Annotated in this window: 25 protein-coding genes; 16 read left to right on the top strand and 9 right to left on the bottom strand. The window is 61.1% G+C overall.

The window, feature by feature from the left end; translation table 11 throughout:
• Positions 1–9: 9 nt before the first annotated feature.
• From HF682_RS01690 to HF682_RS01680, 3 genes are read left to right on the top strand one after another with little or no spacing between them, the layout of a single operon-like run.
• Positions 10–1,032, top strand: coding sequence for a thiamine ABC transporter substrate-binding protein (locus HF682_RS01690; protein WP_168875524.1), 1,023 nt, complete (start codon positions 10–12; stop codon positions 1,030–1,032).
• A gap of 17 nt (positions 1,033–1,049) precedes the next feature.
• Positions 1,050–2,594, top strand: a complete 1,545-nt coding sequence (locus tag HF682_RS01685; protein WP_168875523.1) for an ABC transporter permease — start codon at positions 1,050–1,052, stop codon at positions 2,592–2,594.
• Entirely contained in the window at positions 2,587–3,540 is a 954-nt protein-coding gene (locus tag HF682_RS01680) for an ABC transporter ATP-binding protein (RefSeq protein WP_168875522.1), read from the top strand. The genes HF682_RS01685 and HF682_RS01680 overlap by 8 nt, the downstream gene beginning before the upstream one ends.
• Here the strand turns inward: HF682_RS01680 and msrA are convergent.
• From msrA to HF682_RS01635, 9 genes are all read right to left on the bottom strand, one after another.
• Positions 3,537–4,070 (bottom strand): peptide-methionine (S)-S-oxide reductase MsrA, encoded by a 534-nt coding sequence (gene msrA, locus HF682_RS01675; RefSeq protein ID WP_205881862.1) that lies wholly within the window; start codon positions 4,068–4,070, stop codon positions 3,537–3,539. The two genes, HF682_RS01680 and msrA, sit on opposite strands and share 4 nt — an antisense overlap.
• Before the next feature lie 53 nt (positions 4,071–4,123).
• The gene (gene trpC / locus HF682_RS01670; protein ID WP_168875521.1) at positions 4,124–4,924 is read right to left on the bottom strand and encodes an indole-3-glycerol phosphate synthase TrpC; all 801 of its coding nucleotides are present in this window, start codon (positions 4,922–4,924) and stop codon (positions 4,124–4,126) included.
• Positions 4,925–4,968: 44 nt separating this feature from the next.
• Complete coding sequence (gene trpD, locus HF682_RS01665) at positions 4,969–5,997, bottom strand: anthranilate phosphoribosyltransferase (RefSeq protein ID WP_168876865.1); 1,029 nt, start codon at positions 5,995–5,997, stop codon at positions 4,969–4,971.
• Between the two features lie 38 nt (positions 5,998–6,035).
• Positions 6,036–6,605, bottom strand: a complete 570-nt coding sequence (locus tag HF682_RS01660; RefSeq protein WP_168875520.1) for an aminodeoxychorismate/anthranilate synthase component II — start codon at positions 6,603–6,605, stop codon at positions 6,036–6,038.
• 400 nt (positions 6,606–7,005) lie between these two features.
• Positions 7,006–9,549 carry a PEP/pyruvate-binding domain-containing protein gene (locus HF682_RS01655; protein ID WP_168875519.1) on the bottom strand — a complete coding sequence of 848 codons (2,544 nt, stop codon included), beginning with the start codon at positions 9,547–9,549 and terminating at the stop codon, positions 7,006–7,008.
• Positions 9,543–10,139 (bottom strand): TetR/AcrR family transcriptional regulator, encoded by a 597-nt coding sequence (locus HF682_RS01650; RefSeq protein WP_168875518.1) that lies wholly within the window; start codon positions 10,137–10,139, stop codon positions 9,543–9,545. Before HF682_RS01650 ends, HF682_RS01655 begins: the two co-directional genes overlap by 7 nt.
• A gap of 71 nt (positions 10,140–10,210) precedes the next feature.
• Positions 10,211–10,633 (bottom strand): hypothetical protein, encoded by a 423-nt coding sequence (locus tag HF682_RS01645; RefSeq protein WP_168875517.1) that lies wholly within the window; start codon positions 10,631–10,633, stop codon positions 10,211–10,213.
• Positions 10,630–11,106, bottom strand: a complete 477-nt coding sequence (locus HF682_RS01640) for a hypothetical protein (protein WP_168875516.1) — start codon at positions 11,104–11,106, stop codon at positions 10,630–10,632. Before HF682_RS01640 ends, HF682_RS01645 begins: the two co-directional genes overlap by 4 nt.
• Positions 11,103–11,513, bottom strand: a complete 411-nt coding sequence (locus tag HF682_RS01635) for a hypothetical protein (protein ID WP_168875515.1) — start codon at positions 11,511–11,513, stop codon at positions 11,103–11,105. The genes HF682_RS01640 and HF682_RS01635 overlap by 4 nt, the downstream gene beginning before the upstream one ends.
• Positions 11,514–11,607: 94 nt before the next feature.
• Here HF682_RS01635 and HF682_RS01630 point away from each other — a divergent pair, with 94 nt between their 5' ends.
• The 13 genes from HF682_RS01630 (at position 11,608) to choX (ending at position 26,268) form a co-directional block, all read left to right on the top strand.
• Entirely contained in the window at positions 11,608–12,345 is a 738-nt protein-coding gene (locus HF682_RS01630; protein WP_168875514.1) for an alpha/beta fold hydrolase, read from the top strand.
• An 11-nt stretch (positions 12,346–12,356) separates the two neighbouring features.
• Positions 12,357–12,911 carry a TetR/AcrR family transcriptional regulator gene (locus HF682_RS01625; RefSeq protein WP_168875513.1) on the top strand — a complete coding sequence of 185 codons (555 nt, stop codon included), beginning with the start codon at positions 12,357–12,359 and terminating at the stop codon, positions 12,909–12,911.
• 176 nt (positions 12,912–13,087) lie between these two features.
• Positions 13,088–13,621, top strand: a complete 534-nt coding sequence (locus HF682_RS01620) for a 4-vinyl reductase (RefSeq protein WP_168875512.1) — start codon at positions 13,088–13,090, stop codon at positions 13,619–13,621.
• Between the two features lie 12 nt (positions 13,622–13,633).
• Positions 13,634–15,694 carry an NADH:flavin oxidoreductase gene (locus HF682_RS01615; protein ID WP_168875511.1) on the top strand — a complete coding sequence of 687 codons (2,061 nt, stop codon included), beginning with the start codon at positions 13,634–13,636 and terminating at the stop codon, positions 15,692–15,694.
• A 1-nt stretch (position 15,695) separates the two neighbouring features.
• Entirely contained in the window at positions 15,696–17,576 is a 1,881-nt protein-coding gene (locus HF682_RS01610) for a (Fe-S)-binding protein (protein ID WP_168875510.1), read from the top strand.
• Between the two features lie 10 nt (positions 17,577–17,586).
• Positions 17,587–18,699: an electron transfer flavoprotein subunit alpha/FixB family protein gene (locus tag HF682_RS01605; RefSeq protein WP_168875509.1), complete on the top strand. Its 1,113-nt coding sequence runs from the start codon at positions 17,587–17,589 to the stop codon at positions 18,697–18,699.
• Complete coding sequence (locus HF682_RS01600) at positions 18,696–19,460, top strand: electron transfer flavoprotein subunit beta (RefSeq protein ID WP_168875508.1); 765 nt, start codon at positions 18,696–18,698, stop codon at positions 19,458–19,460. Before HF682_RS01605 ends, HF682_RS01600 begins: the two co-directional genes overlap by 4 nt.
• Positions 19,461–19,490: 30 nt before the next feature.
• Positions 19,491–20,756, top strand: coding sequence for an aromatic ring-hydroxylating oxygenase subunit alpha (locus tag HF682_RS01595; protein ID WP_168875507.1), 1,266 nt, complete (start codon positions 19,491–19,493; stop codon positions 20,754–20,756).
• Between the two features lie 13 nt (positions 20,757–20,769).
• The gene (locus HF682_RS01590; protein ID WP_168875506.1) at positions 20,770–21,861 is read left to right on the top strand and encodes an FAD-binding oxidoreductase; all 1,092 of its coding nucleotides are present in this window, start codon (positions 20,770–20,772) and stop codon (positions 21,859–21,861) included.
• A gap of 262 nt (positions 21,862–22,123) precedes the next feature.
• Positions 22,124–23,302, top strand: a complete 1,179-nt coding sequence (locus HF682_RS01585) for a quaternary amine ABC transporter ATP-binding protein (protein WP_168875505.1) — start codon at positions 22,124–22,126, stop codon at positions 23,300–23,302.
• On the top strand, positions 23,295–24,176 hold the full coding sequence (locus tag HF682_RS01580; RefSeq protein ID WP_168875504.1) for an ABC transporter permease: 882 nt from the start codon (positions 23,295–23,297) through the stop codon (positions 24,174–24,176). The genes HF682_RS01585 and HF682_RS01580 overlap by 8 nt, the downstream gene beginning before the upstream one ends.
• An 85-nt stretch (positions 24,177–24,261) precedes the next feature.
• Positions 24,262–25,242, top strand: coding sequence for a GlxA family transcriptional regulator (locus tag HF682_RS01575; protein ID WP_168875503.1), 981 nt, complete (start codon positions 24,262–24,264; stop codon positions 25,240–25,242).
• A 66-nt stretch (positions 25,243–25,308) separates the two neighbouring features.
• Positions 25,309–26,268, top strand: coding sequence for a choline ABC transporter substrate-binding protein (gene choX, locus HF682_RS01570; protein WP_168875502.1), 960 nt, complete (start codon positions 25,309–25,311; stop codon positions 26,266–26,268).
• Positions 26,269–26,315 lie beyond the last annotated feature (47 nt).

The raw sequence follows: 26,315 nt of genomic DNA, 5'->3' as shown, positions 1-26,315 counted from the left end.
GGGATGTTCATGTTGTTGCGTCGTCTGGTTGTTTCCGCTGTGGCCGTTCTGGCTGCGTCTGCCCTGCAAGCTGCCGAGTTGCGTGTACTGTCACACAGCTCATTCTCGGTGAATAAACAAAAACTGGCCGAATTCGAGCAGAAGAATGGCGTCAAGGTCAGCATCATCAAGGCGGGCGATGCGGGAGAGATGCTGAACAAGCTGATCCTCACCAAGTCGGCACCGATTGCCGATGTGGTGTACGGCATTGACAACCTGCTGCTGGCCAAAGCGCAATCCGCTGGCGTGCTGGAGCGTTACACGGCCCCGACCAGCGCCAACGTGCGGAGCTTCAAGCTGGGTGATGCCTTGACCCCGGTGGACTACGGCTGGGTGATGCTGAATGTCGACAAAGCCTATGTCGCGCAACACAAGCTGGCGCTGCCCAAGACGCTGGAAGACCTCACCCAGCCTGCTTACAAAGGCATGCTGGTGGTGGAAAACCCGGCAACCAGCAGTACCGGCCTTGCGTTTCTGGCGGCCACCGTCAACCACTTTGGCGAGCAGAAAGCCTGGGCGTTCTGGGAAAAACTGCGTGACAACGACCTGAAGATCACTCAGGGCTGGACCGAAGCCTATGAGAAGGAATTCTCCCGCAATGGCGGCAAGCGCCCCTTTGTGGTCAGCTACCAGACCTCACCCGCTGCGGAGCTGTTCTACAGCGAAGGCAAGCTGAAAGAGCCGCCCACCGATAATCTGTATCTGCCGGGCAGCCGCTTCATGCAGGTAGAAGGCGTCGCCTTGGTCAAGGGGGGCAAGGAAGCCGCACTGGGCAAGGCTTTCATTGCTTTCCTGCAATCGGAAGGCGTGCAGCAGGAGCTGCCCACCTCCATGTGGATGTTCCCGGTGCTGCAAACGGTGAAGCTGGATGACAGCTATCGTTTCGCCCAGGCGCCGCAGGGCAGCAACAAGAATGAGCAACCGGTGGTCAGCCAGAATGCACAGCAGTTGCAAGACTGGGTGGCGCGCTGGACCCGCATCATGCGGCCTTGAGCTGACGTACGCACATCATGACCACCCGGCACGCTGACCGTTTGCCACGCCTGTTACTGGGCGCGCTGGGGGGGCTGACGCTGGCCTACCTGCTTGTGGTGGTGGTCTGGCCCTTCTGCCACATGCTGGCGAGCGGCGGGGCGTCCAGCGTGCTGGTACTTGGTGACGGGTATTACTGGAAGCGGATCGGACTCACGGTACTGCAAGGGGCGTTGGCAGCCCTGCTATGTGGTGTGCTGGGCGTGCCAGTGGCCTGGTATTGTTTTACCTGGCGCTTTCCTGGGCATCGCTGGTGGTTGCGGGCCTTGCTGTTGCCCTTTCTGGTACCTACGGTAGTTGCTGCGCTTGCGGTGCTGTCGCTGGTAGGCCATACCGGCGTGTTGCCGTGGTCGCTGGAGGAGGGCTTCCCGCTGCTGATGTGGGGTTATCTGTTCTATAACCTCGGTCTGGTGGTGTGGATGAGTTACACCGCGCTGGGGCGAGTACCGGCTTCCAGCATCATGGCCGCCCGCACGCTGGGCGCATCACCCGCGCAGATTTTGCGCCGCGTGGTGTGGCCGGTGATTCGCCCCGGCGTGCTGGCCGCCTTGCTGCTGACCTTCCTGTTCTGCTCCACCAGCTTTGGCGTAGCCCTGATGCTGGGCGGGCGTTTCTGGTCCACGCTGGAAGTGGAAATCTACAGTCTCACCACCATGCAGCTGGACCTCGGCACCGCCAGCGTGCTGGCCCTGCTGCAATGTCTCTGGTGTGCGCTGCTGGTGGGCTTGTATGCACGGCAGGAGCGCGTGCTGCCCCTGCCGCAAAGCGGCCTCCCGATGCACTGGCCTTTGACCCGCCTGCATAAACTGCTGGCCAGCCTGCTGATGCTGCTGGTCAGTGCGCTGGTACTGGCACCCTTACTGGCTTTGCTGTGGCAAAGCCTGGCACAGGGCGGGGCGGGCTACCGTCTGCTGTGGCAGGACGAAAGCTGGTGGCCTGCGGTGGGCAATACCCTGCGCTTTGCCTTGTTGACGTTGCCGCTGGCGGCGGTACTGGGGGCGGTGCTCGCCCGCGTGCTGTTGCGTTGGCCGCGCCTGGGGGCACTGGCGGGCTACGCGCCGTATCTGGTGTCCGCCTCCGTATTGTCGCTGGGTTTGCTGATCAGCTATCCGGCGTGGGCAGGCAGCCTGGCTTTGTTGATCGCGGGCTACGTGCTGCTGGCGTATCCCTTTGTCACCCGCAACCTCACGCTGGCCTGGCGGCAACTACCGCCGCAGCAGGCGCAGGCGGCGCGCAACCTGGGGGCAAACATCTGGCAGACGGGCTGGCGTGTGGTCTGGCCCCAATTGCTGCCCGGCCTGCGGGTGGGGCTGGCCTTTGCTGCCGCCAGCATGCTGGGCGAGTTTGCCGTGACCCTGTTTCTGCAACGTCCGGAATGGGCCACGGTGACCACCCTGATTTATGAACATCTGGGCCGCCCGGGCAGGACCAACTTGCTACAGGCGCAAGCCGCGGCCTGCCAGTTGCTGTTGCTGGCCAGCGGTGTCTTTGCCTTGATCATGGGAGGGCGGCAGCGTGCTTGAACTGCAAGGGGTGTGCCGACACTACCCCGGCGCCGCACAACTGGCGGTGAACCAGATCAGCCTGCAACTGCAGGGCACCGAAACACTGGTCCTGCTGGGGCCGTCTGGCTGCGGCAAAAGCACCTTGCTGAAGCTGGTGGCCGGGCTGGAGCGCCCGGATCAGGGGCGGGTGTGCTGGCAAGGGCAGGATCTGGCCGAAGTGCCTGCCGAGCAGCGGCAGTTCGCCATGGTGTTTCAGGACTACGCACTGTTCCCGCACCTGAGCGTGGTGAACAACGTCGCCTTTGCGCCTACCGTGCAGAAAACCGATGCCCGCCAGCGTACTGAGCGGGTTGATCACTGGATGCAGCGCCTGCAGCTCGAAGCGCTGGCAGGCAGACCGGTGTGGACCTTGTCTGGCGGGCAGCAGCAACGGGTGGCGGTGGCACGTGCACTGGCAGCCGCCCCCCGGCTGCTGCTGCTGGATGAACCCTTCTCCAACCTGGACGAATCGCTGCGTGGCGAGCTGCAAGCCATGCTGCGCGAGGTGCTGTGTGAGGCGGCGATCCCCTGCCTGCTGGTCACCCACGATCAGCGCGAAGCCTTCCAGCTGGGCGACCGCATTGCATTGATCCGGCAAGGCCGGCTGATTCACTGCGCCCCGGCGCACCAGCTTTACCACCAGCCGGGCAGCCGCTGGGCAGCCCGTTTCCTCGGTCACCGCAATCTGGATGCAGACGGACTGTGGCCGGAGCACGCGTTCAGCTTCAACGGCCCGGCCAATGCCTGCATTCGGCAATTACAGCGGCTGGGCGGCCAGATCGAGCTTCAGGTCGAAGAGAGCGGGCAACACTGGGTCTTGCTGCTGTCGCAGCGGGAATGGCACCAGCTCGGCTGCCCCGGCGTGGGCGACAGCATGCCCTGCCACCGTGACCTGGCGCTACGGGTGCCACTGCCAGAGGATTAACTTGGCTTGGTTTGAGCCGCGAACTTGCGGCGCAGCGCGCTGAGCTTGGGGCTGATCACCGCCATGCAGTAGGGCTGCTGGCGGTGTTGCTGGTAGTAGTCCTGATGGTAGTCTTCCGCCGGGTAGAAGACCTCCAGCGGGCGGATCTCGGTGACGATAGGCTGGTCAAACTCGGGAGCCAGCTGCTGCATCAGCTCGCGGGCGATACGCGCCTGATGGTCATCATGGCTGAAAATCACCGAGCGGTACTGGGTGCCCACATCATGCCCTTGCCGGTTGAGCGTGGTCGGGTCGTGCATGGTAAAGAACACCGTCAGCAGGTCCGTATAGCCGATCTGCGCTGGATCAAATGTGACCTGCACCACTTCAGCATGGCCCGTGGTGCCCTGGCACACCTGCTTGTAATCCGGATTGAGCACATGCCCGCCACTGTAGCCGGATACCACCTTCTCCACGCCACGCAGTTGCTGGAAAATGGCTTCCAGGCACCAAAAGCAGCCACCACCGAGGGTTGCGATTTCCTGTGTCATGATGTTCTCCGTGCTGAGTCCTGATCATCAGTCGGTGGTGGCGGGTGAATCTGTCAGGCGTTGAAGTTGCCGAACAATGCCTGCAAGGCTACGCCGGGATCGGGCTGGCGCATGAAGGCTTCGCCCACCAGATAGGTGTGTACCTGATGTTGCTGCATCAGCGCGACATCCGCCGCTTGCAGGATGCCGCTTTCGGTGACCACGATACGGTCGGCGGGGATGCGGGCCAGCAGGTCCAGCGTAGTATCGAGGCTGACCTCAAAGGTGCGCAGGTTACGGTTGTTGATGCCGATCAGCGGGGTGCTCAGTTGCAGGGCGGCGGTCAGTTCGTCGCCATTGTGCACTTCCACTAGCACCGCCATGCCCAGTTGATGGGCCAGACGCTCCATGTCCTGCATCTGTGCCAGGCTCAGCGCGGCGGCGATCAGCAGGATGCAGTCTGCACCCATCGCCCGTGCTTCGTAGACTTGGTAAGCATCGACCAGGAAGTCTTTGCGCAAGACGGGCAGATCGCACGCCTGACGGGCGGCTTTCAGGTAGTCCGGTGAGCCCTGGAAGAAGGGGGCATCGGTGAGCACCGACAGGCAGGCTGCGCCTGCGCTGGCATAAGAAGCGGCGATGCTGGCGGGCTCGAAATCCTCGCGGATCACGCCTTTGCTGGGGCTGGCCTTTTTGATCTCGGCGATGATGGCCGGGTGCTGCCGGGCATGCCGGGCGCGGATGGCGCCGACAAAATCCCGCGTTGGGCCTTGTTGGGCGATCTGGGCTTCCAGCATGGCCTGGCTGGTGTGCTGGCGGGCAGCGGCGACTTCCTCCGCCTTCACGCTGAGGATGCGTTGCAGAATGTCAGACATGGTGTACGGCTCGCAGGGTCAAGCGCCCCCGCAGGGGCGGGGGGTTATTGGGCTAGCTGCTGGGTGACGCGGACGAATTGCTCCAGCTTGGCGCGGGCGGCACCGCTGGCAACCGCCACACGGGCGAGCGTTACGCCTTCGCTGATGTTGCCGCATACTTGCGCCGCGTAGAGGGCGGCGCCGGCATTGAGCAGCACGATATCGCGTACCGGGCCTTCTGCATTGTCCAGCGCCTCGTATACCTTGGCCTTGGAGGCATCCACGTCGGCCACCCGTAGCACGCGGCTGTCATAGACCGGCATGCCGAAATCCGCCGGGTGGACCACATACTCGCGAATCTGGCCATTCACCAGTTCGCCCACCATGCTTTCGCCGGAGAGCGAGAGCTCATCCATGCCGTTCATGCCGTACACCACCAGCACATGCTCGCTGCCCAGCCGCTGCAACACGCGAACCTGGATGCCGACCAGGTCCGGATGGAACACGCCCATCAGCTGGTTCTTGGCACCAGCCGGGTTGGTGAGTGGCCCGAGGATGTTGAACAGGGTACGCACGCCCAGTTCCTTGCGCACCGGCGCTGCGTGTTTCATGGCGCTGTGGTGGTTGGGGGCGAACATGAAGCCGATGCCGGTTTCACGGATGCACTCGGCCACCTTGGCAGGGGGGAGATTGATGTTGGCACCCAGCGATTCCAGCACATCGGCGCTGCCTGAACTGCTGGATACCGAGCGGCCACCATGCTTGGCGACGCGCGCGCCAGCGGCGGCGGCGACAAACATGCTGGTGGTGGAGATGTTGAAGGTATGCGAGGCGTCACCACCGGTGCCGACGATGTCGACCAGATGGGTGTGGTCATCCAGCTCCACCTTGGTGGCAAACTCGCGCATCACCTGGGCCGCGGCGGTGATCTCACCCACGGTCTCTTTTTTCACGCGCAGGCCAATGATGAGCCCGGCCATTTGTACCGGGCTCATTTCACCGCGCATGATCATGCGCATCAGGTGCAGCATTTCGTCATGGAAGATTTCGCGGTGCTCGATGACACGCACCAGGGCTTCTTGCGGGGTAATCATGCCGGTATCTCCAGTAAGCGATGGGGTCAGCGGGGCGTTCATGCGGCCCCCGTCAGGAAGTTTTGCAGCATGGCGTGGCCATGCTCGGTGAGGATGGATTCCGGATGGAACTGCACGCCGTGGATCGGCAGGCTGCGGTGGCGTACCCCCATGATTTCCTGATCCTCGGTCCAGGCGGTGACCTCCAGGCAATCCGGCAGGCTGGCACGCTCAATCACCAGTGAGTGGTAACGGGTGCAGGTGACCGGATTGGGCAGGCCGGTAAAGCAGCTGGTGCCGCGATGGTGTACCGGTGAGGTCTTGCCGTGCATCAGTTGTTGGGCGTGGACGATCTTGCCGCCAAATGCCTGCCCGATGGACTGGTGCCCGAGGCAGACGCCGAGGATCGGCAGCTTGCCCGCAAAGTGCAGAATGGCTGCCACCGAGATACCGGCTTCGTTTGGGGTGCACGGGCCGGGGGAGACCACCAGATGATCTGGCTTCATGGCCTCAATGTCGGCAACGCTGATTTCATCGTTGCGGTAGACCCTGACCTCTTGGTTCAACTCGCCAAAGTACTGCGCCAGGTTATAGGTAAAGCTGTCGTAGTTATCAATCAGGACCAGCATGTTGGAAGGTATCCTTAGTCATTTCAGCATGGCGCAATCCGGGCGCCACGGGGTATCCGGGGGCGGGCCAATTCCTGCAGGAAGGCCCGGCGGCAAAGGGGAAGAGGGTCGTTAAGGCGCGGGGCGCCAGGGCCATGCCCCCACAGCGGGGACAGGGTGAAACACGATGATACGGGGCGAAGCGGGGAGGGCAAACATGCCGGAACTCCTGAAAACGGAAGCTGCAAAAAGCCGGGCGGGCGCTTACGCGCGACGCCATCGCCAATCCGGTTTCAGGGTATTGAAAGTCATGATGGAGCGTTCAGAAGCTCAACATTGGGACAGCAGCTATTCTGACCGAAAGCCGCGCCGAGGGCAAGCCGCAGGTGGCGACCCTCGGTGGGCGGTGCATGGGCAGCGGTCAGGCTTGCGGAGCGAGGCGGCGCACCTCCCCGGTATCACCACAAAGCTCGACCTCATCCCCGTCCTGCAGCAAGGTCATGGCGTGGGTGATGTTGACCACAGCGGGCAGGCCAAACTCGCGCGCCACGATGGCACCGTGCGACAGATAGCCACCGGTTTCCAGAATCAGCCCGGCTGCCTTGAGGAACAGCGGTGTCCAGCCAGGGTCTGTCGAGGGCGCGAGCAGGATTTCACCCGTGGCCAGGCGGGTGCCTTCGCTGGGGTGGCGCAAGCGTCGCACCTTGCCTTGCACCCGGCCATTGGAGACGGGCAGCCCCTTGAGAACGTCCGAAGGTGCCACCTCAGTCGCTGCTGGCGTGCTGACCGGCTGCGTGGTGCCATAGAACACCACATCCGGCGCCGGATTATGCTCCCAGTGCTGGCGTTGCAATTGCCGGTCGGCCACCAGTGCTGCCCAGCGTCCTGCGCGTGCGCCAGATAAGGCGAGCGGGATCTCTTCTCGCACCAGCCAGAAAATGTGCTCTGGCGCAGCCAGCTCGCCCGCCTGCTGCAGGCGACGCCCCGCTTCGAGCAGCATGCGCCGTTGCGGCAGGATATAGCTGACCAGTGAGCTGCGGGCTTGCTCGCGCTGTGAGAATTCGAGCGCGCTTTGCTTGAGCATGCCCGGCAGCAGCAGGCGGCGATACCAGGGCAGCTTGCTGCGCAGGGCGCGCCGGGCCGCTTCAGCCCGCTGTTTGCGATGGACCGCGAGGGTGTCAAAGTCCACATCCAGCCAGCCCGCCAGACAGTCCAGCAAATAAGCCGGGTTTTCTGCCCAGCGCGGCTGGGTGCTGTCCGACTCATAGATGGCGCGATGGCCATAGGTCTTGAGGAAATCGGCAAAGGCCATGCGGAAAGGATGGTCAGCTGCCCAGGTGGTGTCCCATGGCTGCTGATCCCGCTCCGGGCTACGCAGCCAGCTCACAACGTCAGCGTGCTGTCGGGCCAGCCGGGCAACGTCCATCAGTTGCAGGTTCTGCTGCATGGTGATGCTGGAAGGCTGGTCCGCCAGCAAACCACTCAACAGTTGCTGTGCTTCAGCCCTCGGCATGCGTTGGGACAGCTTGCCCAGCAGCAGGGTATAGGTCACGCCGCTGCCGGTCTGTAGTCGCTGCAGCTCCTCCTGCTGCCAGACATGGCGGTATAGTCGGTCAATCTCCTGCGCGAGTTGCTGGTTTTCCCATTGCGCCCATCCAGCGGGGAGCCAGTTGCGTGCTTCTTCCAGCGCATCGGCATGCAGTTTGTTGGCCTTGCGACGCAAGCGCATCATCGAAGGCGTAATGCGCAGCATGCGGCGTAGCACGAGTCGCTTGTGCTGCTTACTGAGTGGCGGCACCGTAATTTCAGGCTGGGTCCCACCGGCCAGCTGATTGGTGGAGGCTGGCGCAAAGCCAAAGCCATCGTGGAACTCCCATTGCAGCAGGCTGAGGTGCAGATAGGCACGGCCATTAAGCAGGCGAGTACGCACCGCTCCCGGGTGGAAGGGGTATTGCAACAGTTTGCCGGTTACGGTGAGCATGCGATTGACCATGATGCCCATGACACTGCTATCGAGCGGGCTCAGCTGGTGCGGGATGACATCCTTGGTATTGGCGTTGGACCAGAATCCCGTCTGATTAGCCAGCGCGGCCGGTAGCGCTTCGCCCAAACGGGTGACGGGCCGTGCCTGCAGCAGGTAGAGCTGGTTGGCTTGCCAGGCCCACTCAATGTCCCAGGCGGTCTGGGTATCGTCCAGCGCATAAGCCGCTTCAATGCAGCAAGCCGCCAGCTGCTGCACCTGTTGCTCTGATAGCGCACGCATGGAGGCAGCCTGCTCGCTGCTGCGGGTCTCTACCGGGCCATGCAGCGAGCTGTGGGTTTGCACTTGCTTGCGACCAATGCGGTAGTAATCCTGCTGCAGCTGCTGGTTACTGTCATAGGTCAGCAAGGCTTCGTCTGGTTCCGTTGCACCCGATACCAGTGCTTCACCGAGGCCCAGCGTGGCCTGGATCAGCACCTGATCGCGGCGCCCCTGCTGTGGGTTGCAGGTAAAGCAGACCCCTGCGCTGTTAGCCGTCAGCAAAGGCATGATGACCACAGCCATGGCGACCGATGCGGCATCAATCTGGAAGTGCTCACGGTAGGCTACGGCCTGCGGACTATCCACCGAACGGAAGACCGCCTCGATGCCGCTCAGGATCGCCTCAATGCCGACCGCGCCCAGCGTGGTGTGGTGAATGCCGGCAAAAGAATGCTCCGGCCCATCTTCAGCCAGCGCGGATGAGCGGATAGCCAGGGAGCGCTGCCGCCAGTGGGCAGGCAGCTGCCATAGCCAGTCCCACGCAGCGGGGTGGTCGCGCAAGGCGGGGCGGCCTGCGGCAACCCAGTCACGATAGGCTTGGGCGGGGAGGACCCGACCTTCGGTCACCGGAAAGCCGTAGCGGTGCAGGCGCGAAAGTTGCCAGGCCTTACCGCCGGTTTCGGCAGGACCACGTGTGAACGTCTCGGGCCAGTCGATCAGCATGATGGGTGCTCCGAGCCTTGCAGAAACAGGGTCAGCATATGGTCCAGGCTTTGGCCCAGGTCCACCTGCTCATTGGACAGCCAGCGCATTAGGGCGCTGGAGTGCAGATACTCCAGACCCAGCAGCAACTCTTCCAGCGGAATATCGTTACGGATCTCGCCACAGCGTACGCCTTCGGCCAGCAAGGCCGCCAGAGCCTGACCGGCGCCGCTTCTGGGGACGTCGGGATCAAACGCACGTGCATAGCGATAGGCCAGCCAGGGGCGCAGGTAAGCGCGGTGGCGCTGGCTCCACAGGGCTGCCTGGCGGAAATAGGCGCGAAGGCGGCTTGGGCAGTCCGGCTCGTTTCGCAGGCTCTGCTGAATCAGGGGTTGCAGCTGTTGCAGGTCTTGCTGGAAATGATGGGCCAGGATGGCCTCCTTGACCGGAAAGCGCTTGTACAAGGTGCCTTTGGCGACATCCGCTTCACGGGCAATATCCTCCATGCTGACCGCGTCATAGCCATGTTGCCCGAAGAGGGTCATGGCGACTTCCGCAATATGCTGAGCGGATTCTTGCTGCTTGCGTTCCCGACGACCTGGCGCATCCATGCTGCACACCTTTAAATTGAACGGTGTGCATTTTTATACGACGTTCAATAAATTGCAAGCGCAATTTTTGTTCATCCCAGCATAAGGTGCACCAGATTCAGGCGGGGACAACGCCCTGCCGTGTATTGCCAGCCCAGTAGATACACCGCGTGGTGTACCGTCAGTTCGGGCGCGGTATAGCGGCACCCGCGCTGATTGCAATGCACCGGCTCAGGGACAAGTCGGGTTTCACTGCCGCTCAGTTGCGCATCCAGCCAGCGGCGTGCCTCGGCAGGGGAAAAGTGCAGGCGACGACGGGGTGTCTGCTCATCATATTCATTGTCCAGCACAACGGTGACCGGCTGTGCACGATCCAGCAGGGCAGTGAGCTGCCCCTGCTCAAAGTGTTGCTTGACCTGTGGTTGAAAGAGGGTGGGGGGCGGGCATGGGCTATGCGCCAGACTGCCCAGGCTGGTGAGCAACAGCAAGGCGGCCAGCAACGAGCGGCGCATCATTCGGTTTCCTCAACCGTGCAGTTCGGCTGTACGTCATAGCCCAAATAGGCATAGGCATGCCAGAGCCGGTTACGGCCTTTTGCCGACCAAGCCGAGAACCAGAGGCCTTCCTGGCTGCTGCAAACGCGTACGTGGGGCATGGAAGACGGCGTATCGGTATAGACCACCTGATAGTTCAGTGCCTGTACGGCCTTGGGCAGCTGCAGCGGATAATAAGCCGCACCTTCCAGCATGGCCGCCTGCGCAGCAGGGCAGGGCTGATCTGTCATGGGCCCCAGCCTGACCCATTGCGACTGGCGGCGATGTGCTGTATCCAATTGTGTCATGCGCAAGCGCTTGACCTGCGGCGGCAAGGGCGTGGCAAAGGCGGCGCAGCTGCCATCCGGGGACAGCGCAGCCAGACCGAACTGTGGATGGGCTCGTGCTGCCGTACCGGCCAGCGTCAGCAGGGCCAGCAGCAGGATCGGCTTCACGCGGGTTGACCTTGCTCAGCCATGCGGGCCGTAACATCCAGAATGTCAGCGACCGGAATCGTGAAAATGCCCGCCTCACCCCGATCAAAGGCGTCGCGCCAGATTTGATAGCCTTCACGGTAGTCATCCGGCACTGGGGCATCCCGCTGCCAGGCTGTGACACTCTGTTGCAGGGTTTCCAGCGATACGGGCAGGTGAGGCATGTTTTCGCATAGACCACCACCCGGTGTGGGGATGCGTACGCGCTGTACCCCGATATGGAAAATACGCCCCAACCGTGCATCCTGGTCGATCTGGCAGATTTGCAGGGTCGAGCCGGGCTCTCCGGCACGGTGTCGGTAAGTCCAGACCTGGCCGACGGCAAAGTCTGGGGGCGTGCGCTTGAACAGGCGGGAAATCAGGCTCATGCTGTATGACATTCGGGCATATTGATCATGACATCGTCCTTGCATGGCAAGAGGGTGTCAAGGGAGGGTTTCCTCCGCAGCGGAAGGGGGCGGCGTGGTATTGGTGTTATTGCCGGGTCTGGATGGCAGCGGTTTGCTGTTTGAGCCCTTGCTGCGTGCGCTGGGCGGATCGCTGTCTGTGCAGGTGCTGGCTTACCCGGCCCAGCTGGCCGGGGACTATGACACCCTGGCGGCATGGGTTCGGACGCAGCTACCCGATCAAGCCTTTGTGCTGCTGGCGGAATCGTTCTCCGGCCCGGTGGCCTTGCGTATTGCACGCCAACCGCCACCAGGGATGCAGGGACTGGTGCTGTGCGCCACCTTTGTCCGCTCACCCCGGCCACTCCTGCGCTATCTGCTGCCCTTGCTGTCACGCCTGCCGCTGCAGCGTGTGCCTTTGCGCTGGGGGCGTTTTTTCCTGACGACACCCTGGCGCTTGCCCAGCGTGTATTGGCAAAGGCTGCAGGCGGCTTGGTCCGTGCAGCCGAGAGCGCACATTTTGCAGCGCTTGCGGGCAATCAGTGTTGAGCGGGAAGGCGCGGCGCCTGTGCCACCGACGCTACCCATACTATGCCTGCATCCTGCCGCTGATCGACTGCTGCCGCGCAAGACGACACAGTGCTTGCGTGCAAGCCTGCCACAGGCGATACATGTGCAGATCGCCGGGCCACACTTTTTGCTGCAGACCTGCCCGGAGGCGGCTGCGGTAGCGATACAGCACTTTCTGGGTCAGCTGCCGTCTGGCGGGCAGAAGCAGGACGACTGCGCTACACTGCTCACTTCTTCCGGCTAAGAGGTTATCGCGTGGCTGTTGATCGTGCCGCCCTGATCGCGCAATTGCGAAGGGTATTTCATACCTACGGCTATGACGGCACCACGCTGAGTCGTATCAGTGCTGAAACCGGTTTGGGGAAGGGCAGCCTCTACCTTCAATTCCCGGGTGGAAAAGACGAGATGGCCGCAGTGGTGCTCTCCGCTGAAGGAGATTACTTCTATCATGGCCTGCAGGCCTTGCAGGAGGCCGGAACCCCGCTGGAGCGCCTGCAAGGCTTCATTCAGCGGTTGCGACTGGATCCTGCGCGTCGGCAGGAAGCCAGTACGCTTGATGTCTATACCATGGGCGAGGCTCGCGAACGGTTTGGTCATCACATGGGAGAGGCAAGCAGACGCTGGATCGCTGCCTTGCAAACCGTGCTGCAAGATGAGGGCTTCAGCGCTGAATGCGCCCGGCAGCGGGCGGTGGATGCGATCAGCCGGATCGAGGGCACCCGCTTGCTGTGCCGCTGCCTGGACGATTGGCAGATGTATGAGCAATTGATGGATGATTTGCCCGGGCAATTGCTGCAGCCTGTCTGCTAAAGCCGCCGTATTTCACCGCGTCCGCGGTTTTCCGACCTGCGCTGGTCGGCTCCCTGCAAAAACTTGTCGGTCACGCGGTATTCCACCCACAGTGGCTGCGGCAGTATGCCTGCATGCTGGATACGGTGCCATCCGGGCCGTGATCCCCCGTTGTGCAGTGCCTACTGGAGAGCGCCATGCAACCCCAAGTACCGATTGATGTGGATCCGCAAACCGGCGTCTGGTCGACCAACGGTCTGCCGATGCTGTATGTGCCGCGCCATTTTTTCGTCAACAACCACCGCGCGGTCGAACTGGTGATGGGCAAGCCGGAGTACAGCTCCATTCTCTACGATGCAGGCTATCGTTCCGCCTACTTCTGGTGCGACAGCGAAGCCAGAACGCATCAGATGAAGGGCATGGATGTGTTCAACCACTATCTTATGCGCCTGTCGCAACGTGGCTGGGGGCAATTTTCGGTGGTGGAAGCCAACGCCGAAACCGGCCATGCCCGCATCCGTCTGGATAACTCTGCCTTTGTGCTGGCACAAGGGGTGGCTGGGGTGCCGCAGAGTGAAGGCAAGGCCTGTTACATGTTTGCAGGCTGGTTTGCCGGTGCCATGGACTGGGTGGGTGAGAATTGTGGCTACCAGTACCGCACCACCAGCGATGAAACCCAGTGCGCCGGTGAAGGCCACGATCACTGCATCTTCACGGTTGAGCCGAAATAACGAGGTTTCTCCATGCGTTATCCGAACCTGTTTGCCCCGATTACCCTCAACCAGCTGACCCTGCGCAACCGTGTGGTCAGCACCGCCCACGCCGAAGTGTATGCCGAGCCGGGTGGTTTGCCGGGTGACCGCTATATCCGCTACTACGAAGAAAAGGCCAAGGGTGGCCTTGGCCTGGCGATCTGCGGGGGCTCCAGCCCGGTGTCGATCGACAGTCCGCAAAGCTGGTGGAAATCGGTCAATCTGACCACCGACAAGGTGATCGAGCCCCTGAACCGTCTGGCCGAGGCCATGCATCGCCACGGTGCCAAAATCATGATCCAGGCCACCCATATGGGTCGCCGCTCCAGTTACTATGGTGAGCACTGGCCGCACCTGGTCAGCCCGTCCGGTATTCGCGAACCGGTACACCGGGGTAACGCCAAGATCATCGAGGTGGAAGAGATCCGCCGCATCATCGCGGATTTTGCGGCGGCCGCCAAACGGGTCAAGGCAGCAGGGATGGATGGCATCGAGATTTCGGCGGCCCACCAGCACCTGATCGACCAATTCTGGAGCCCACGCACCAATTTCCGCACGGATGAATGGGGCGGCAGCCTGGAAAACCGCATGCGCTTTGGCAAGGAAGTGCTGATGGCGGTGCGAGAAGCGGTCGGGCCGGACTTCTGTGTCGGCCTGCGCATGTGTGGCGATGAGTTCCATGAGGATGGCCTCAGCCACGACATGCTGAAGGACATTGCACAGGCGATGTCGGAAACCGGCTTGATTGATTATCTCTCGGTGGTCGGCTCCGGGGCGGACACCCACAATACGCTGGCCAACTGCATGCCGCCGATGGCATTGCCGCCGGAGCCGTTTGTGCATCTTGCTGCAGGCATCAAGTCGGTCTCCAAGGTGCCGGTGATGCACGCGCAAAGCATTCGTGACCCTGTACAGGCCGAGCGGATTCTGGCCAGCGGTCTGGTGGACATGGTGGGCATGACCCGCGCCCATATTGCCGACCCCTATCTGGTGATGAAGATCCGTGATGGTCGCGAAGACCAGATCAAGCAATGCGTGGGTGCCAATTACTGTATCGACCGGCAGTACCATGGTCAGGATGTGCTGTGCGTGCAGAACGCCGCCACCAGCCGTGAAGCCACCATGCCGCACATCATCGAAAAAGCTGCTCGCAAGCGCAAGGTGGTGGTGGTTGGTGCCGGGCCTGCCGGTCTGGAGGCCGCGCGGGTGTCGCGTGAGCGTGGTCACGATGTCGTGCTGTTCGAGAAGCAGGAGCAGGTTGGCGGTCAGATCAATCTGGCGGCCAAGGCCCCACAGCGCGAGCAGATGGCTGGCATTGTGCGCTGGTTCGACATGGAAACCCGCCGACTGGGCGTGGACCGTCGCCTGGGTGTCGCAGCGACGCCAGAGATGATTCTGGCCGAACAGCCGGATATCGTGGTGCTGGCCACCGGCGGGCGTTCGTTTACCGACCAGGTACTGGACTGGGGTGTGGCGGAAGGATTGGCCGTCAGCAGTTGGGACATCCTTTCCGGCAAGGTGGCCCCCAAGACCAATGTGCTGGTGTATGACGCGGTGAGTACCCATGCGGGTTTTGGCGCAGCAGACTTTCTTGCCAGTCGTGGCTGTACGGTGGAAGTGGTGACGCCGGACGTCAAGGTGTCAGACGACGTGGGGGGAACCACTTTCCCGATCTTCTACCGTCGCCTGTATGCGCAAGGGGTGATCCCGACGCCGAACTACTGGCTGGATAAGGTCTACCAGGAGGGCGACAAGCTGATTGCCGTGCTGCGCAATGAGTATACCGAGGCGCAGGAAGAGCGTGCGGTAGACCAGGTGGTGATCGAAAACGGCATCACACCAAATGACGAGCTGTACTGGACCTTGAAGGACAGATCGCATAACCGGGGTCAGACCGATATTCACGCGCTGTTCGCGTCGCAGCCACAACCGGCACTGGCAGAGAATCTGGCTGCGGGCCAGTTCCTGCTGTATCGGGTGGGTGACTGTGTCTCCATGCACAACATCCACGGTGCGATTTACGATGCCCTGCGGCTGAGCAAGGATTTCTGACATGACTGCCTCGATTGCCCATGCCTTGACCGGGCTGTTCTGGCTGGCCGCCTTGCTGCTGGTCGCCGGGCTGCTGCGGCGCAGTGTGCTGTGGCGGCAGGGCCGTCCGGCTGCGGTGGATTGGCCCAGCCTGCTGGCGATACCCAAGCGCTATTTTGTCGACCTGCACCATGTGGTGGCGCGTGATCCCTTTATTGCCCGCGCCCACGTGGCGGTGGCGGGCGGTGCGGTGGCCGTGCTGCTGCTGGTGGCGCTCAACTACGGGCTGACGTTGTACTGGCGCTGGCTGGACTGGGGTATCGTGCTGTTTGCCGCGTTGATGTTTGCAGGTGCCTTGCTGATTCGCCAGCGGCGGCAAAACCCACCTGCACGCTTGTCACAAGGGGCGTGGAACCGCTTGCCGTATAGCCTGCTGGCGTTTGCGGCCGCCATGTTGCTGCTGATGCTGCTGCCAGCCCAGCCGGTGGCGCAATTGATCGCCGCCCTGGCCTTGCTGCTGCTGGTGGTGGGTACCGCTGAGCTGGTGCTGGGCATTGGCCTGGGCGGGCCGATGAAGCATGCGGTGGCCGGGTTGCTGCATCTGGCGTTTCACCCGCGTGCCGAGCGTTTCTCCGGCGAGCGTTCCACGGGATTGCGGCCACTGGATCTGGATGCCGGGGACTACGGTGTCGGCAAGCCGGCCGACTTTGCCTGGAACCGCCTGCTGTCCTTCGATGCCTGCGTGCAATGCGGCAAGTGTGAGGCCGCCTGCCCGGCGTTTGCTGCGGGCCAGCCGCTGAATCCGAAGAAACTGATTCAGGACATGGTGGTGGGCATGGCTGGCGGCTCGGACGCGCAGTTTGCCGGTAGTCCTTACCCGGGCAAGCCACTGGGCCAGCATCATGGCGCACCGGATCAGCCGATCGTGGGTCAGTTGATCGACGCAGATACGCTGTGGTCCTGTACCACGTGCCGTGCCTGTGTACAGGAATGTCCGATGCTGATCGAGCATGTGGATGCGGTGGTCGACCTGCGCCGTCATGTCACCCTCACTCGTGGCGAGGTGCCCAATAAAGGGGGCGAGGCGCTGGACAACCTGCAGCAGACCGATACGGTGGGTGGTTTTCCGGTTGCTGTGCGTTACAACTGGGCGATCGACCTGAATGTGCCGGTGCTGCAAGCCGGGCAGCAGGTGGATTACCTGCTGCTGGCGGGTGAGGGTGCGTTTGACATGCGTTATCAGCGCGCACTGCGAGCGCTGGTCTTGATCCTCAAGCACGCCGGCCTCTCCTTTGCCGTGCTGGGCAGTGAAGAACGTGACTGTGGTGACCTGGCACGACGGTTGGGTGACGAGGCGACGTTCCAGCGTCTGGCCAAGGAGAATATTGCGCAATGGAAGACGCTGCAGTTCCGCCACATCATCACACCGGACCCACATGTGTTCCACTGTGTGAAGAATGAATACCCGGCTTTCGGTGGCGAGTTTCAGGTACTGCATCACAGCCAGCTGATTGCCGAGCTGTTGCAGCAGCAGCGCTTGCGCCTGAAGGAAGTTTTGCCAGACGCCAGCCTCACCTTCCACGACCCCTGCTATCTGGGGCGCTACAACGGTGAAACCACGGCGCCGCGTGCTGTGCTCAAGGGCATCGGCATCAAGGTGGTCGAGATGGGCCGCTCTGGCATGACTTCCCGCTGTTGTGGCTGGGGTGGCGGAGCATCCTTTACCGATATCCCCGGCGAGCGGCGTATTCCGGACATGCGCATGCAGGATGTCCGCGAGAGTGGTAGCTCGCAAGTGGCGGTAGCCTGCCCGAATTGCACGGCAATGCTGGAAGGCGTGGTGGGGGATCGCCCCGAGGTCATCGAACTGGCCGAGCTGGTCGCGGCCCGGCTGGCAGATTGAGGGGGCAAACATGAGTCATGGAACCATCCCGCGGATTGATCCACGGCGGCCTTGGGTAGTCGGACCATCTGGCCTCAAGCGCATTGTGCTGGGGGCGGAAACCGGAGAGCGGGGGCAGCTGGCACCAGAGACAAGCCATGGTGCGCAGGTATTGCCACTGCGCCTGCAGGGTGCTGCCGAGCGCTATAGCCTGGTGGTCTTGCACAGTGATCGCGGAGCAGTCGATGAAGCCGGGCGGCAAGCCATTGCCGCAGCAGCCCTGCTGGCGGACAGCAAGACTGCTGTGCTTGTTCTGGTGCTGGGCAGTTGCCAGGATGAACTCTCTGTCGTAGGCGCCGATGTGGTGTTGAGTGCACCAGCGTTTGATCCGCAACACTTTGCGCCGGAAGGGCGTTTGGCCTTGATTCAAGCGGTGGTGACGCAGTATGCGCCGGTGCAACTGGTGATGCCGGACCGGGGGGCAGATGCAGAACTGGGCCGACTGCTGGCAACGCGACAGCGCTGGTCGGTCGCCACCGATGTGGTCGAGGTGGCCGAAGGGCTGGTTCGTCGCCTGTTGCCGGGTGCGCGCTTTGCAGTGGCCGCCATGCCGTTTGTCCTGATGCTGGCGCGCAACGCAGTGGAAACCCGGTTGCCGTGGCGTGGACAAGGCGAGGTGCAATCGCTGCCCGCATTCACGAGCCCGCCAGAACGGATTCGTGACCTGGGCGTGAGCAGCAGCGCACCCGAGAACCTTGACCTGGAGGAGGCGGACGCCATCCTTTCCGCAGGCAACGGCATGCGTGACATGGCGGGGTTCCAGCAACTGGCCAGCCTGCTGGGAGCGGCAACCGGTGCATCTCGTGTGGCCGTTGATGATGGACGCTTCCCCCGCAGCAAACAGGTGGGTGCCACTGGCAAGACCGTGCAGTCCAGCTTGTACATGGCGATCGGTATTTCCGGCGCGGTACAGCATCTGCAGGGGATCAAGGAATGTCGCCATGTGGTGGCCATCAACCTGGATGAGAGTGCGCCGATCGTGAAGCGCGCCAGTCTGTCGGTGATTGCTGACAGCACCGACTTCATGGCCGCGTTGGCGGACTTGCTCAAGGCTGCACGGGCCAAACAGGAGAAAGCAGCATGAGTGGGGTCAAACTGACGGTGCTGGTTTCGCCAGGCAGACACCCGGTAAGCGGGCGGGCGCGTGTCTCGCCTGCTGACGCTGCGGCCCTGTGTCAGGCGCGTGAACTGCCCGGTACGCAGCTACGGGTCATGAGTGCGGGCCAGGGGAAAACGGCTGATCTGGACGCTTATCTGGGTCTGGGGGTGGCAGAGCTGGAGTGGATTCCCACAGCAGACGAACGTGTTGCCGAAACCTTGCAGGCTGCGCTGGCGGGGCAGGAGCTGGTGCTGATGGGCAGTCGCGCGGATGGGGGGCTGTCGAGCGGCATGTTGCCGTTTCAGCTGGCTGCAGCGCTTGGCATGCCGGTGATTCAGGATGTCTTGCAGGTCAGTTTGCGAGGGCGTACCGCCCGCGTGGTGCAGTTTCTGCCCAAAGGCTTGCGACGTGAGCTGGAGGTGGATTTGCCGGCACTGATCACCCTGCATCCCCGTGCACATGGCACGACCCGCTATGCCTACGCCTTGGCACGTGCCGGGCGCGTGGTGCAGTGCCATGGTTTTGTCGTGTCGGTTTCAGAACAGTGCTGGCAGGTGGAGCCTGCGAACCGTCGGGCCCGGCCACTGAAGGCGCAACTCAAGCTCTCAGGCCATGCCCGCATGCAAGGCGCCATCGCCAGCGATGAAGGCGGACGTGCTGGTCAAGTCGTGAAACAGGGTACGGTGGTCGAAAAAGCGCAAGTTGTTCTGGACTACCTGCGCGAACATCGCCTCATCGACTTCTGAGCACACATCTAACAGGGGAGTGCAGAACACATGTCGTCCAGCCCGATTCACCTGCATGGCAAACCGCTGAACCTCGCTGACATGCTGGCCCGTCGTCAGCAAGGCTACAGTCTGGAAGCGCCGTTCTATACCAGCCGCGAAGTCTTTGACGCCGACATGGAGCATATCTTCGGCAAGCACTGGATTTATGTCGGTGTGGAGCCGGATGTGCCTGAGCCGGGCGACTATGTGACCGTTCAGGTCGGTGAAAAACCGATCCTGATTGTCCGTGATGATGACGGTGAAATTCGCGCTTTCCACAATGTGTGCCGTCACCGGGGCTCGCGTCTGTGCGCCGATGAGCGTGGTGCGGTGGGCAATCTGGTCTGTCCTTATCACCAGTGGACGTATAACCTGCAAGGCCAGTTGCTGTTTGCTGAGCATATGGGCGCGGATTTTGATCCGTCCAAACACCGCCTTGGTACGGTGCACCTGAAGAATGTGGCAGGCCTGCTGTTCATCTGTCTGGCGGATGAGCCGCCTGCAGATTTCGAAGAACTGGCCGCCACCATGACGCCGTATATCGCCCCGCACCAGGTGGCGAATACCAAGATTGCCAAGCAGATCGACATCATCGAGCAGGGCAACTGGAAGCTGACGATGGAAAACAACCGGGAGTGCTACCACTGCACCGGCAACCATCCCGAGCTGACCATTTCCCTGTATGCCTACAGCTATGGTTTCGCGCCTACGCCGGAAACCGATGAAGGTGTGCGTCGCTATGATGCCATGGTGGCAGAACGCCACGCCAAGTGGGAGTCCATGGGCTTGCCGTCGGCGGAGGTAGACCGTCTGGACAGCATGATCTCTGGCTTCCGCACCCAGCGCATGCCGCTGGACAAGACTGGCGAATCACAGACCCTCAATACCCGCCGCGCCTGTAATCGCTTGCTGGCGAATTTTGAAGATGGCGCAATCGGAGGCCTGTCGTTCTGGACCCAGCCGAATAGCTGGCACCATTTCATGGGGGATCATATTGTGACCTTCATGGTGATGCCGCTGGATCAAGACCGTACACTGGTGCGCACCAAGTGGCTCGTGCACAAGGATGCCGTGGAAGGCGTGGATTACCAGATCGACAACATGACGGCTGTTTGGGACGCCACCAATGCACAGGACCGCCGTCTGGTTGAAGAGTCTCATCTGGGGGTGAAGAGCCCGGCCTATCGCCCTGGCCCGTACTCCCCCTATACTGAGACGCTGGTCGAAAAGTTCAGCAACTGGTACATCAACCGCCTGTCGGCCTACATCAAGTAAGGGAGTTCCGTGCATGGCTGCTGCACCTTTGCCCGACTTCAACATGGCGGAGCCTGCCCTGTGGCAGCCCGGCACGGACGACACGCTGGAGTGCGTGCTGGTGCGGGACGAAACCCATGATGTGAAAACCTTTGTGTTTCGCAGCCAGCAGCCACGGCGCTTTCGCTATCTGCCGGGGCAATTCATTACCCTGGAGCTGGAGATCAACGGGGCAGCCATCAACCGCTGCTATACGCTCTCCAGCACACCCACCCGGCCGGATACCGTCTCGATTACGGTGAAGCGGGTACCGAATGGGCCGGTGTCCAACTGGCTGCATGACCATATGCAGGTCGGCCAGACGGTCAAGGTGCTGGGGCCTTCTGGCGAATTCAGCTGCTTTTTGCATGACCGGCCGAAGTATCTGTTTCTGTCTGCCGGTAGCGGGATTACGCCGCTGATGTCGATGTCTCGCGCATTGACCGATCTGGTGCTGGATCGGGACGTGGTGTTTGTCCACAGTGCCCGCTCTCCGGCTGACGTGATCTTTGCCCGTGAGCAGCAGGCACTGGCCCGCAATAACCCGAGCTTCCGTCACGCGGTCATCTGCGAGCGTGCTGGTGCAGACCGTGACTATGCGGGTTATCAAGGCTTCCTGTCGCTGGCGACGCTGAGCAACATCGCACCGGATTTCCGTGAACGGGAAGTGTTTACCTGTGGTCCCGCGCCTTATATGGCAGCGGTGCGCAAGATACTGGAAGCGGCTGGTTTCAACATGCAGCAGTACCATGAGGAAAGTTTTGCCTTTGAAACCCTGATGGGCGGGGCGGAAGAGGCGCAGCCGCCTGCTGCGGCTGCGGGAGAGGGTTACACCATCCGTTTTGCCAAGAGTGGCGATGAAGTGCGCTGCGCACCGCCGCAAACCATTCTGGCGGCCGCCAAGGCCACAGGCATGCGCTTGGCCTCGTCCTGTACCCAAGGGTTGTGCGGTACCTGCAAGACCAAAATGCTGTCCGGGCAGGTAGACATGAAGCATGCAGGGGGAATTCGACAGCGGGAAATTGATCAGGGCTTCATCTTACCCTGTTGCAGCGTGCCATTGTCAGACGTGGTGCTGGATCGGTAACAGCAGAGGAAGCGGATGTTTGTGATGAACATCCGCTTTTTTCATGCGGTTTCACCATGTTGATGGCATGTCGGATCGCGTCATGTTCCTGTCGCCATCCCGTTACCCATGCAGCGCCCAGCCTTATATCGTAGTACTTGATCCAGATCAAAAAACAGCCGACGATGGCATGAGGCCGACGTCCCAAGGCTGGCAAGAAAAGAGACCTCACATCAGGAAACGATAGGGCGACCGTGCGCGCACTATCGACAACGGGGGAGATATGCCAGAAGCAAAGATCGTTGTCGAAAATCTGGTCAAGGTGTTTGGCGACCAGCCCAAAGTGGCACTCGACCTGCTCCGTCAAGGTAAGAAGAAAGAGGATATTCTTTCGCAGACCGGGCAAGTGATTGGTGTCAATAATGTTTCGTTCAAGGTGAATCCGGGGGAAATCTTCGTGCTGATGGGCCTGTCCGGCTCCGGCAAATCCACCTTGATCCGTCTGATCAACCGGCTGGTCGAGCCCACCGATGGCAAGATCATCATCGATGGTCAGGACGTCGCCAAAATGTCACCAAAGCAGTTGGTCAAACTGCGTCGCACCGACATGAGCATGGTGTTTCAGAGCTTTGCCCTGATGCCGCACCGTACGGTACTGGCCAATGCCGCATTTGGTCTGGAAGTGGCTGGGGTCGGGCGCAAGGAGCGCGAGAAAAAGGCCTTTGAGGTATTGCAGCAGGTGGGGCTGGGGCAGGTCACGGACAAGTATCCGCATCAGCTCTCCGGTGGCATGCAGCAGCGGGTGGGTCTCGCCCGTGCGCTGACGGTCAATCCGTCCCTGATGCTGATGGACGAAGCATTCTCGGCGCTGGACCCGCTCAAGCGGCACGAAATGCAGGATGTGCTGCTCAACCTGCAGCGCGAGCATCAACGCACCATTTTCTTTGTGTCACACGATCTGGAAGAGGCGCTTCGCATCGGTACCCGCATCGCCATCATGGAGGGCGGTCGTCTGGTACAGGTGGGCACCCCGCAAGACATCATCGAGAACCCGGCGGATGAGTATGTGCGTGAATTCTTCAAGAGCGTAGATACCTCGCGCTATCTGCTGGCCAAGGATCTGCTGGACGAGCATGCGGCCCATCAGGTGCAGCTGGGGCAAACCCCGGACATTCAGCGCGTCAACGGCCACCCATGGTGCGCCTGTCTCTCCGCTGACCAGCGTTGCCTCGGGCTGGTCAGCGCTGAGCGCCTCCGCTTGCAGGCAGGGAATTCTCTGTCGCAGGATGATTTGATCAAGGTCGAGCCCATCAGCCATCAGGCTGCGCTGCAGGCCATCCTGCCCCGTGTCACCGGGCAAAGCTTGCCGGTACCGGTGATGGATGATCACGGCCACTACCTGGGTGTGATCACGGCGGGTAGCGTCCTTTCCAAAATTGCACAGCGAGGCCTCCATGTCTGAAGATGCATTGCGTCAACTGCTTGAACGGCACCATGAGAATTTGCCGGTTGGTGATGGGGCGGAAACAGGGGTCAAATATGTCATTGAACACTTTGGGAAGGTGCTGGATGTCATCGGCGGGAAGGTGCTGTCTATGGCCACTGCCTTTGAGAGTGTTCTAGTCAATGCTCCAAGTTGGCTGATAATTCTGATTTTTATCGCTTTGGGGTATTGGCGGCGAGGATGGCGATTTGCGCTGTTCGTGTTGGCCTCTTTGAGCTTTATCATTGTGATCGGCATGTGGGAAGACACAATGAAGACCTTGGCCTTGGTGCTAAGTAGCAGCATTCTCAGTCTGGCTTGCGGTATTCCGCTAGGCATCTGGGCCGCCCGCAACAAGACGGTTGAAGCCTTGTTGCGACCTGTAATGGATTTTATGCAGACCATGCCGGCTTTTGTGTACCTGATTCCTGCGGTGAGCTTGTTTGGGCTGGGACTGGTGCCTGCGCTGCTGGCGGCCATGATTTTTGCAATGCCCGCTTCTGTGCGCATGACCTCACTGGGATTACGCCAAGTGAACAAAGAATTGGTGGAGGCAGGTCATGCTTTTGGCTGTACGAGCACGCAGTTGCTGCTGAAGGTACAAATCCCCGCGGCATTGCCTTCCATCATGGCCGGGGTGAATCAGACCATTATGCTTGTACTCTCCATGATCATTATTGCTTCATTTGTGGGGGCGGGTGGTTTGGGGGAGCCTGTCATGCGCGGGATGGCGAATGTCCAGATCGGCCCAGGCGCAGAGGGGGGCTTGTCAGTGGTCTTGTTGGCGGTGATACTGGATCGTATTACCGAGACCTTTGGCAATGGCCGTGGCAAGCAGCAAGCCATGAGCTGAGGTCCAACAGGCATTGGGTCCGGAAACGGGGCATCGCACGATGCCCCTCCGTCGTTTCCGCGTACCGCGCAACAAGGAGTAAGCCATGTCACCGCAACAGATCGCCAACATTGCCCATATCGGGTTTCTGGTGTTGCCGAATTTTTCCATGATCGCGTTCACCAATGCGGTGGAGCCCTTGCGGATGGCCAATTACCTGAGCCGCAAGAAGTTGTACCGCTGGTCGGTGATCAGCTGTCACGATGCGCCGGTGGCCGCCAGCAATGGTTTGACCCTGGCCCCTACCTGTAAGCCGGAAGAGGTACCGCAGCCTGATGTGTTGTTTGTCTGTGGTGGTACCGGCATCCGTGAGGTGGTGGACGAGCGGGTGATCAGCACGCTGCGCCGTTATGCGCAAGCTGGGGTGCCGTTGGGTGCCTTGTGCACGGGTACCTTTGCGCTGGCCAAGGCGGGGGTGCTGAACGGTTATCGCTGCTCCATCCACTGGGAGAACCTGTCTGCCATTCGCGAGGAGTTCCCGGCCATTCATTTCAGCAGTGAGCTGTTTGTGATGGACCGTGACCGCTTTACCTGTAGTGGCGGCACTGCGCCGCTCGATCTCATGCTGAACATCATTCGCCAGAAAGGCGGCAAGAGTCTGGCGGCGGATGTGTCCGAGCAATTCATTGTCGAGCGCATTCGCGATGAGAAGGACCTGCAGCATATTCCGCTGGTGGCGCGTATTGGGTCGGGTCACGAGTCCCTGCTCGAAGCCGCCATTGCCATGGAAAACAATATCGAGAATCCGGTCTCGCTGGAAAAGCTGGCGGAGGACCTGGGTTTGTCATTACGACATCTGGAACGTTTGTTCAAACGCTACCTGGGTACCACCCCGGCACAGTATTACCTCGATTTACGCTTGCGGCGGGCGCGTGAGCTGTTACTGCAAACCAGTATGTCGGTGATGGAGGTGACGGTCGCCTGTGGCTTCCAGTCCTCTTCGCATTTCAGCAAGTCTTACCGGGGGGTGTTCGGCTATCCGCCCAGCAAGGAAAGGCAGCCAGAAACCCACCATTCTGTGATGTAATCTGTTTGTCATGCCGGTGATTCAGGCTGGCTGCCATCGTTGTTCCAATTGAACTGGAGAGTGTCGATGCAGTTTGCTTTACGTGCAAAACCCCTTGGTCTGAGCTTGCTGTCTGCAGCCAGTGTGTTGGTCACTTTGCCCGCTGGCGCGGCTGAGTCGGAGCAATGCGCCTCGGTGCGTATTGCCGAGGTGGACTGGACGGACATCACAGCGACGACCGCATTGACGACAACGGTACTTCGCGGGCTGGGATACAAGGTGCTGCCGGTGGTCGGAACGGTGCAAGCCACGTTCAATGGCCTCAAGAGCAAGAAGTATGACTTCTTTCTGGGCTACTGGAAGCCCAGCATGGATGCGGATATCGCACCCTTTGTGAAGAGCGGGGATGTCAAGGTCTTGCCAACGCCTAACCTGACGGGTGCCAAGTACACCCTGGCGGTGCCGAGCTATGCTGCAGAAGGCGGCCTGAAAGCCTTTGCCGATCTGGTCAAGTTCAAGGAAAAGCTGGGTTACAACATTTATGGCATTGAGCCGGGTAATGACGGTAACCGCCTGATCAGGGACATGATCGACAAGAATACTTTCAACCTCAAGGATTTCCTGCTGGTGGAATGGGGGGAGAAGGGCATGTTGTCTGAAGTGCAGCGTGCCGTCGGCCAGAAGCGCTGGATCGTGTTCCTGGCATGGGAACCCCACCCGATGAACGTCAACTACAAGCTCACTTATCTGTCGGGTGGTGACAAGGTATTCGGCCCCAACTTTGGCGAGGCCAAGGTCTACACTGTGGTGGCTCCCGACTACATGCAGCGCTGCAGCAATGTGGCCAAGCTGCTGAATAACCTGCAATTTAGCCTGAAGATGGAAAACGAAGTCATGGGGGCCTTGATGGACAAGGTCAAGCCTGATGCTGCGGCCAAGGCCTGGCTGGCCAAAAATCCGGATGTGCTGAAAACCTGGCTCAATGGTGTGACCACCCTGGACGGCAAGGACGGGCTGGCTGCGGTCACGGCCTCGCTGGGGCAGTAGTCCCCGCAGGCCGGGCGCCGGTGTAGCTGCATCGGCGACTGTGGGCA

It is taken from the genome of Leeia aquatica, assembly GCF_012641365.1.
Taxonomy (GTDB): domain Bacteria; phylum Pseudomonadota; class Gammaproteobacteria; order Burkholderiales; family Leeiaceae; genus Leeia; species Leeia aquatica.
The sequence above is the reverse complement of the archived record's forward strand: the minus strand, read 5'-3'. Positions and strand labels throughout refer to the sequence as shown.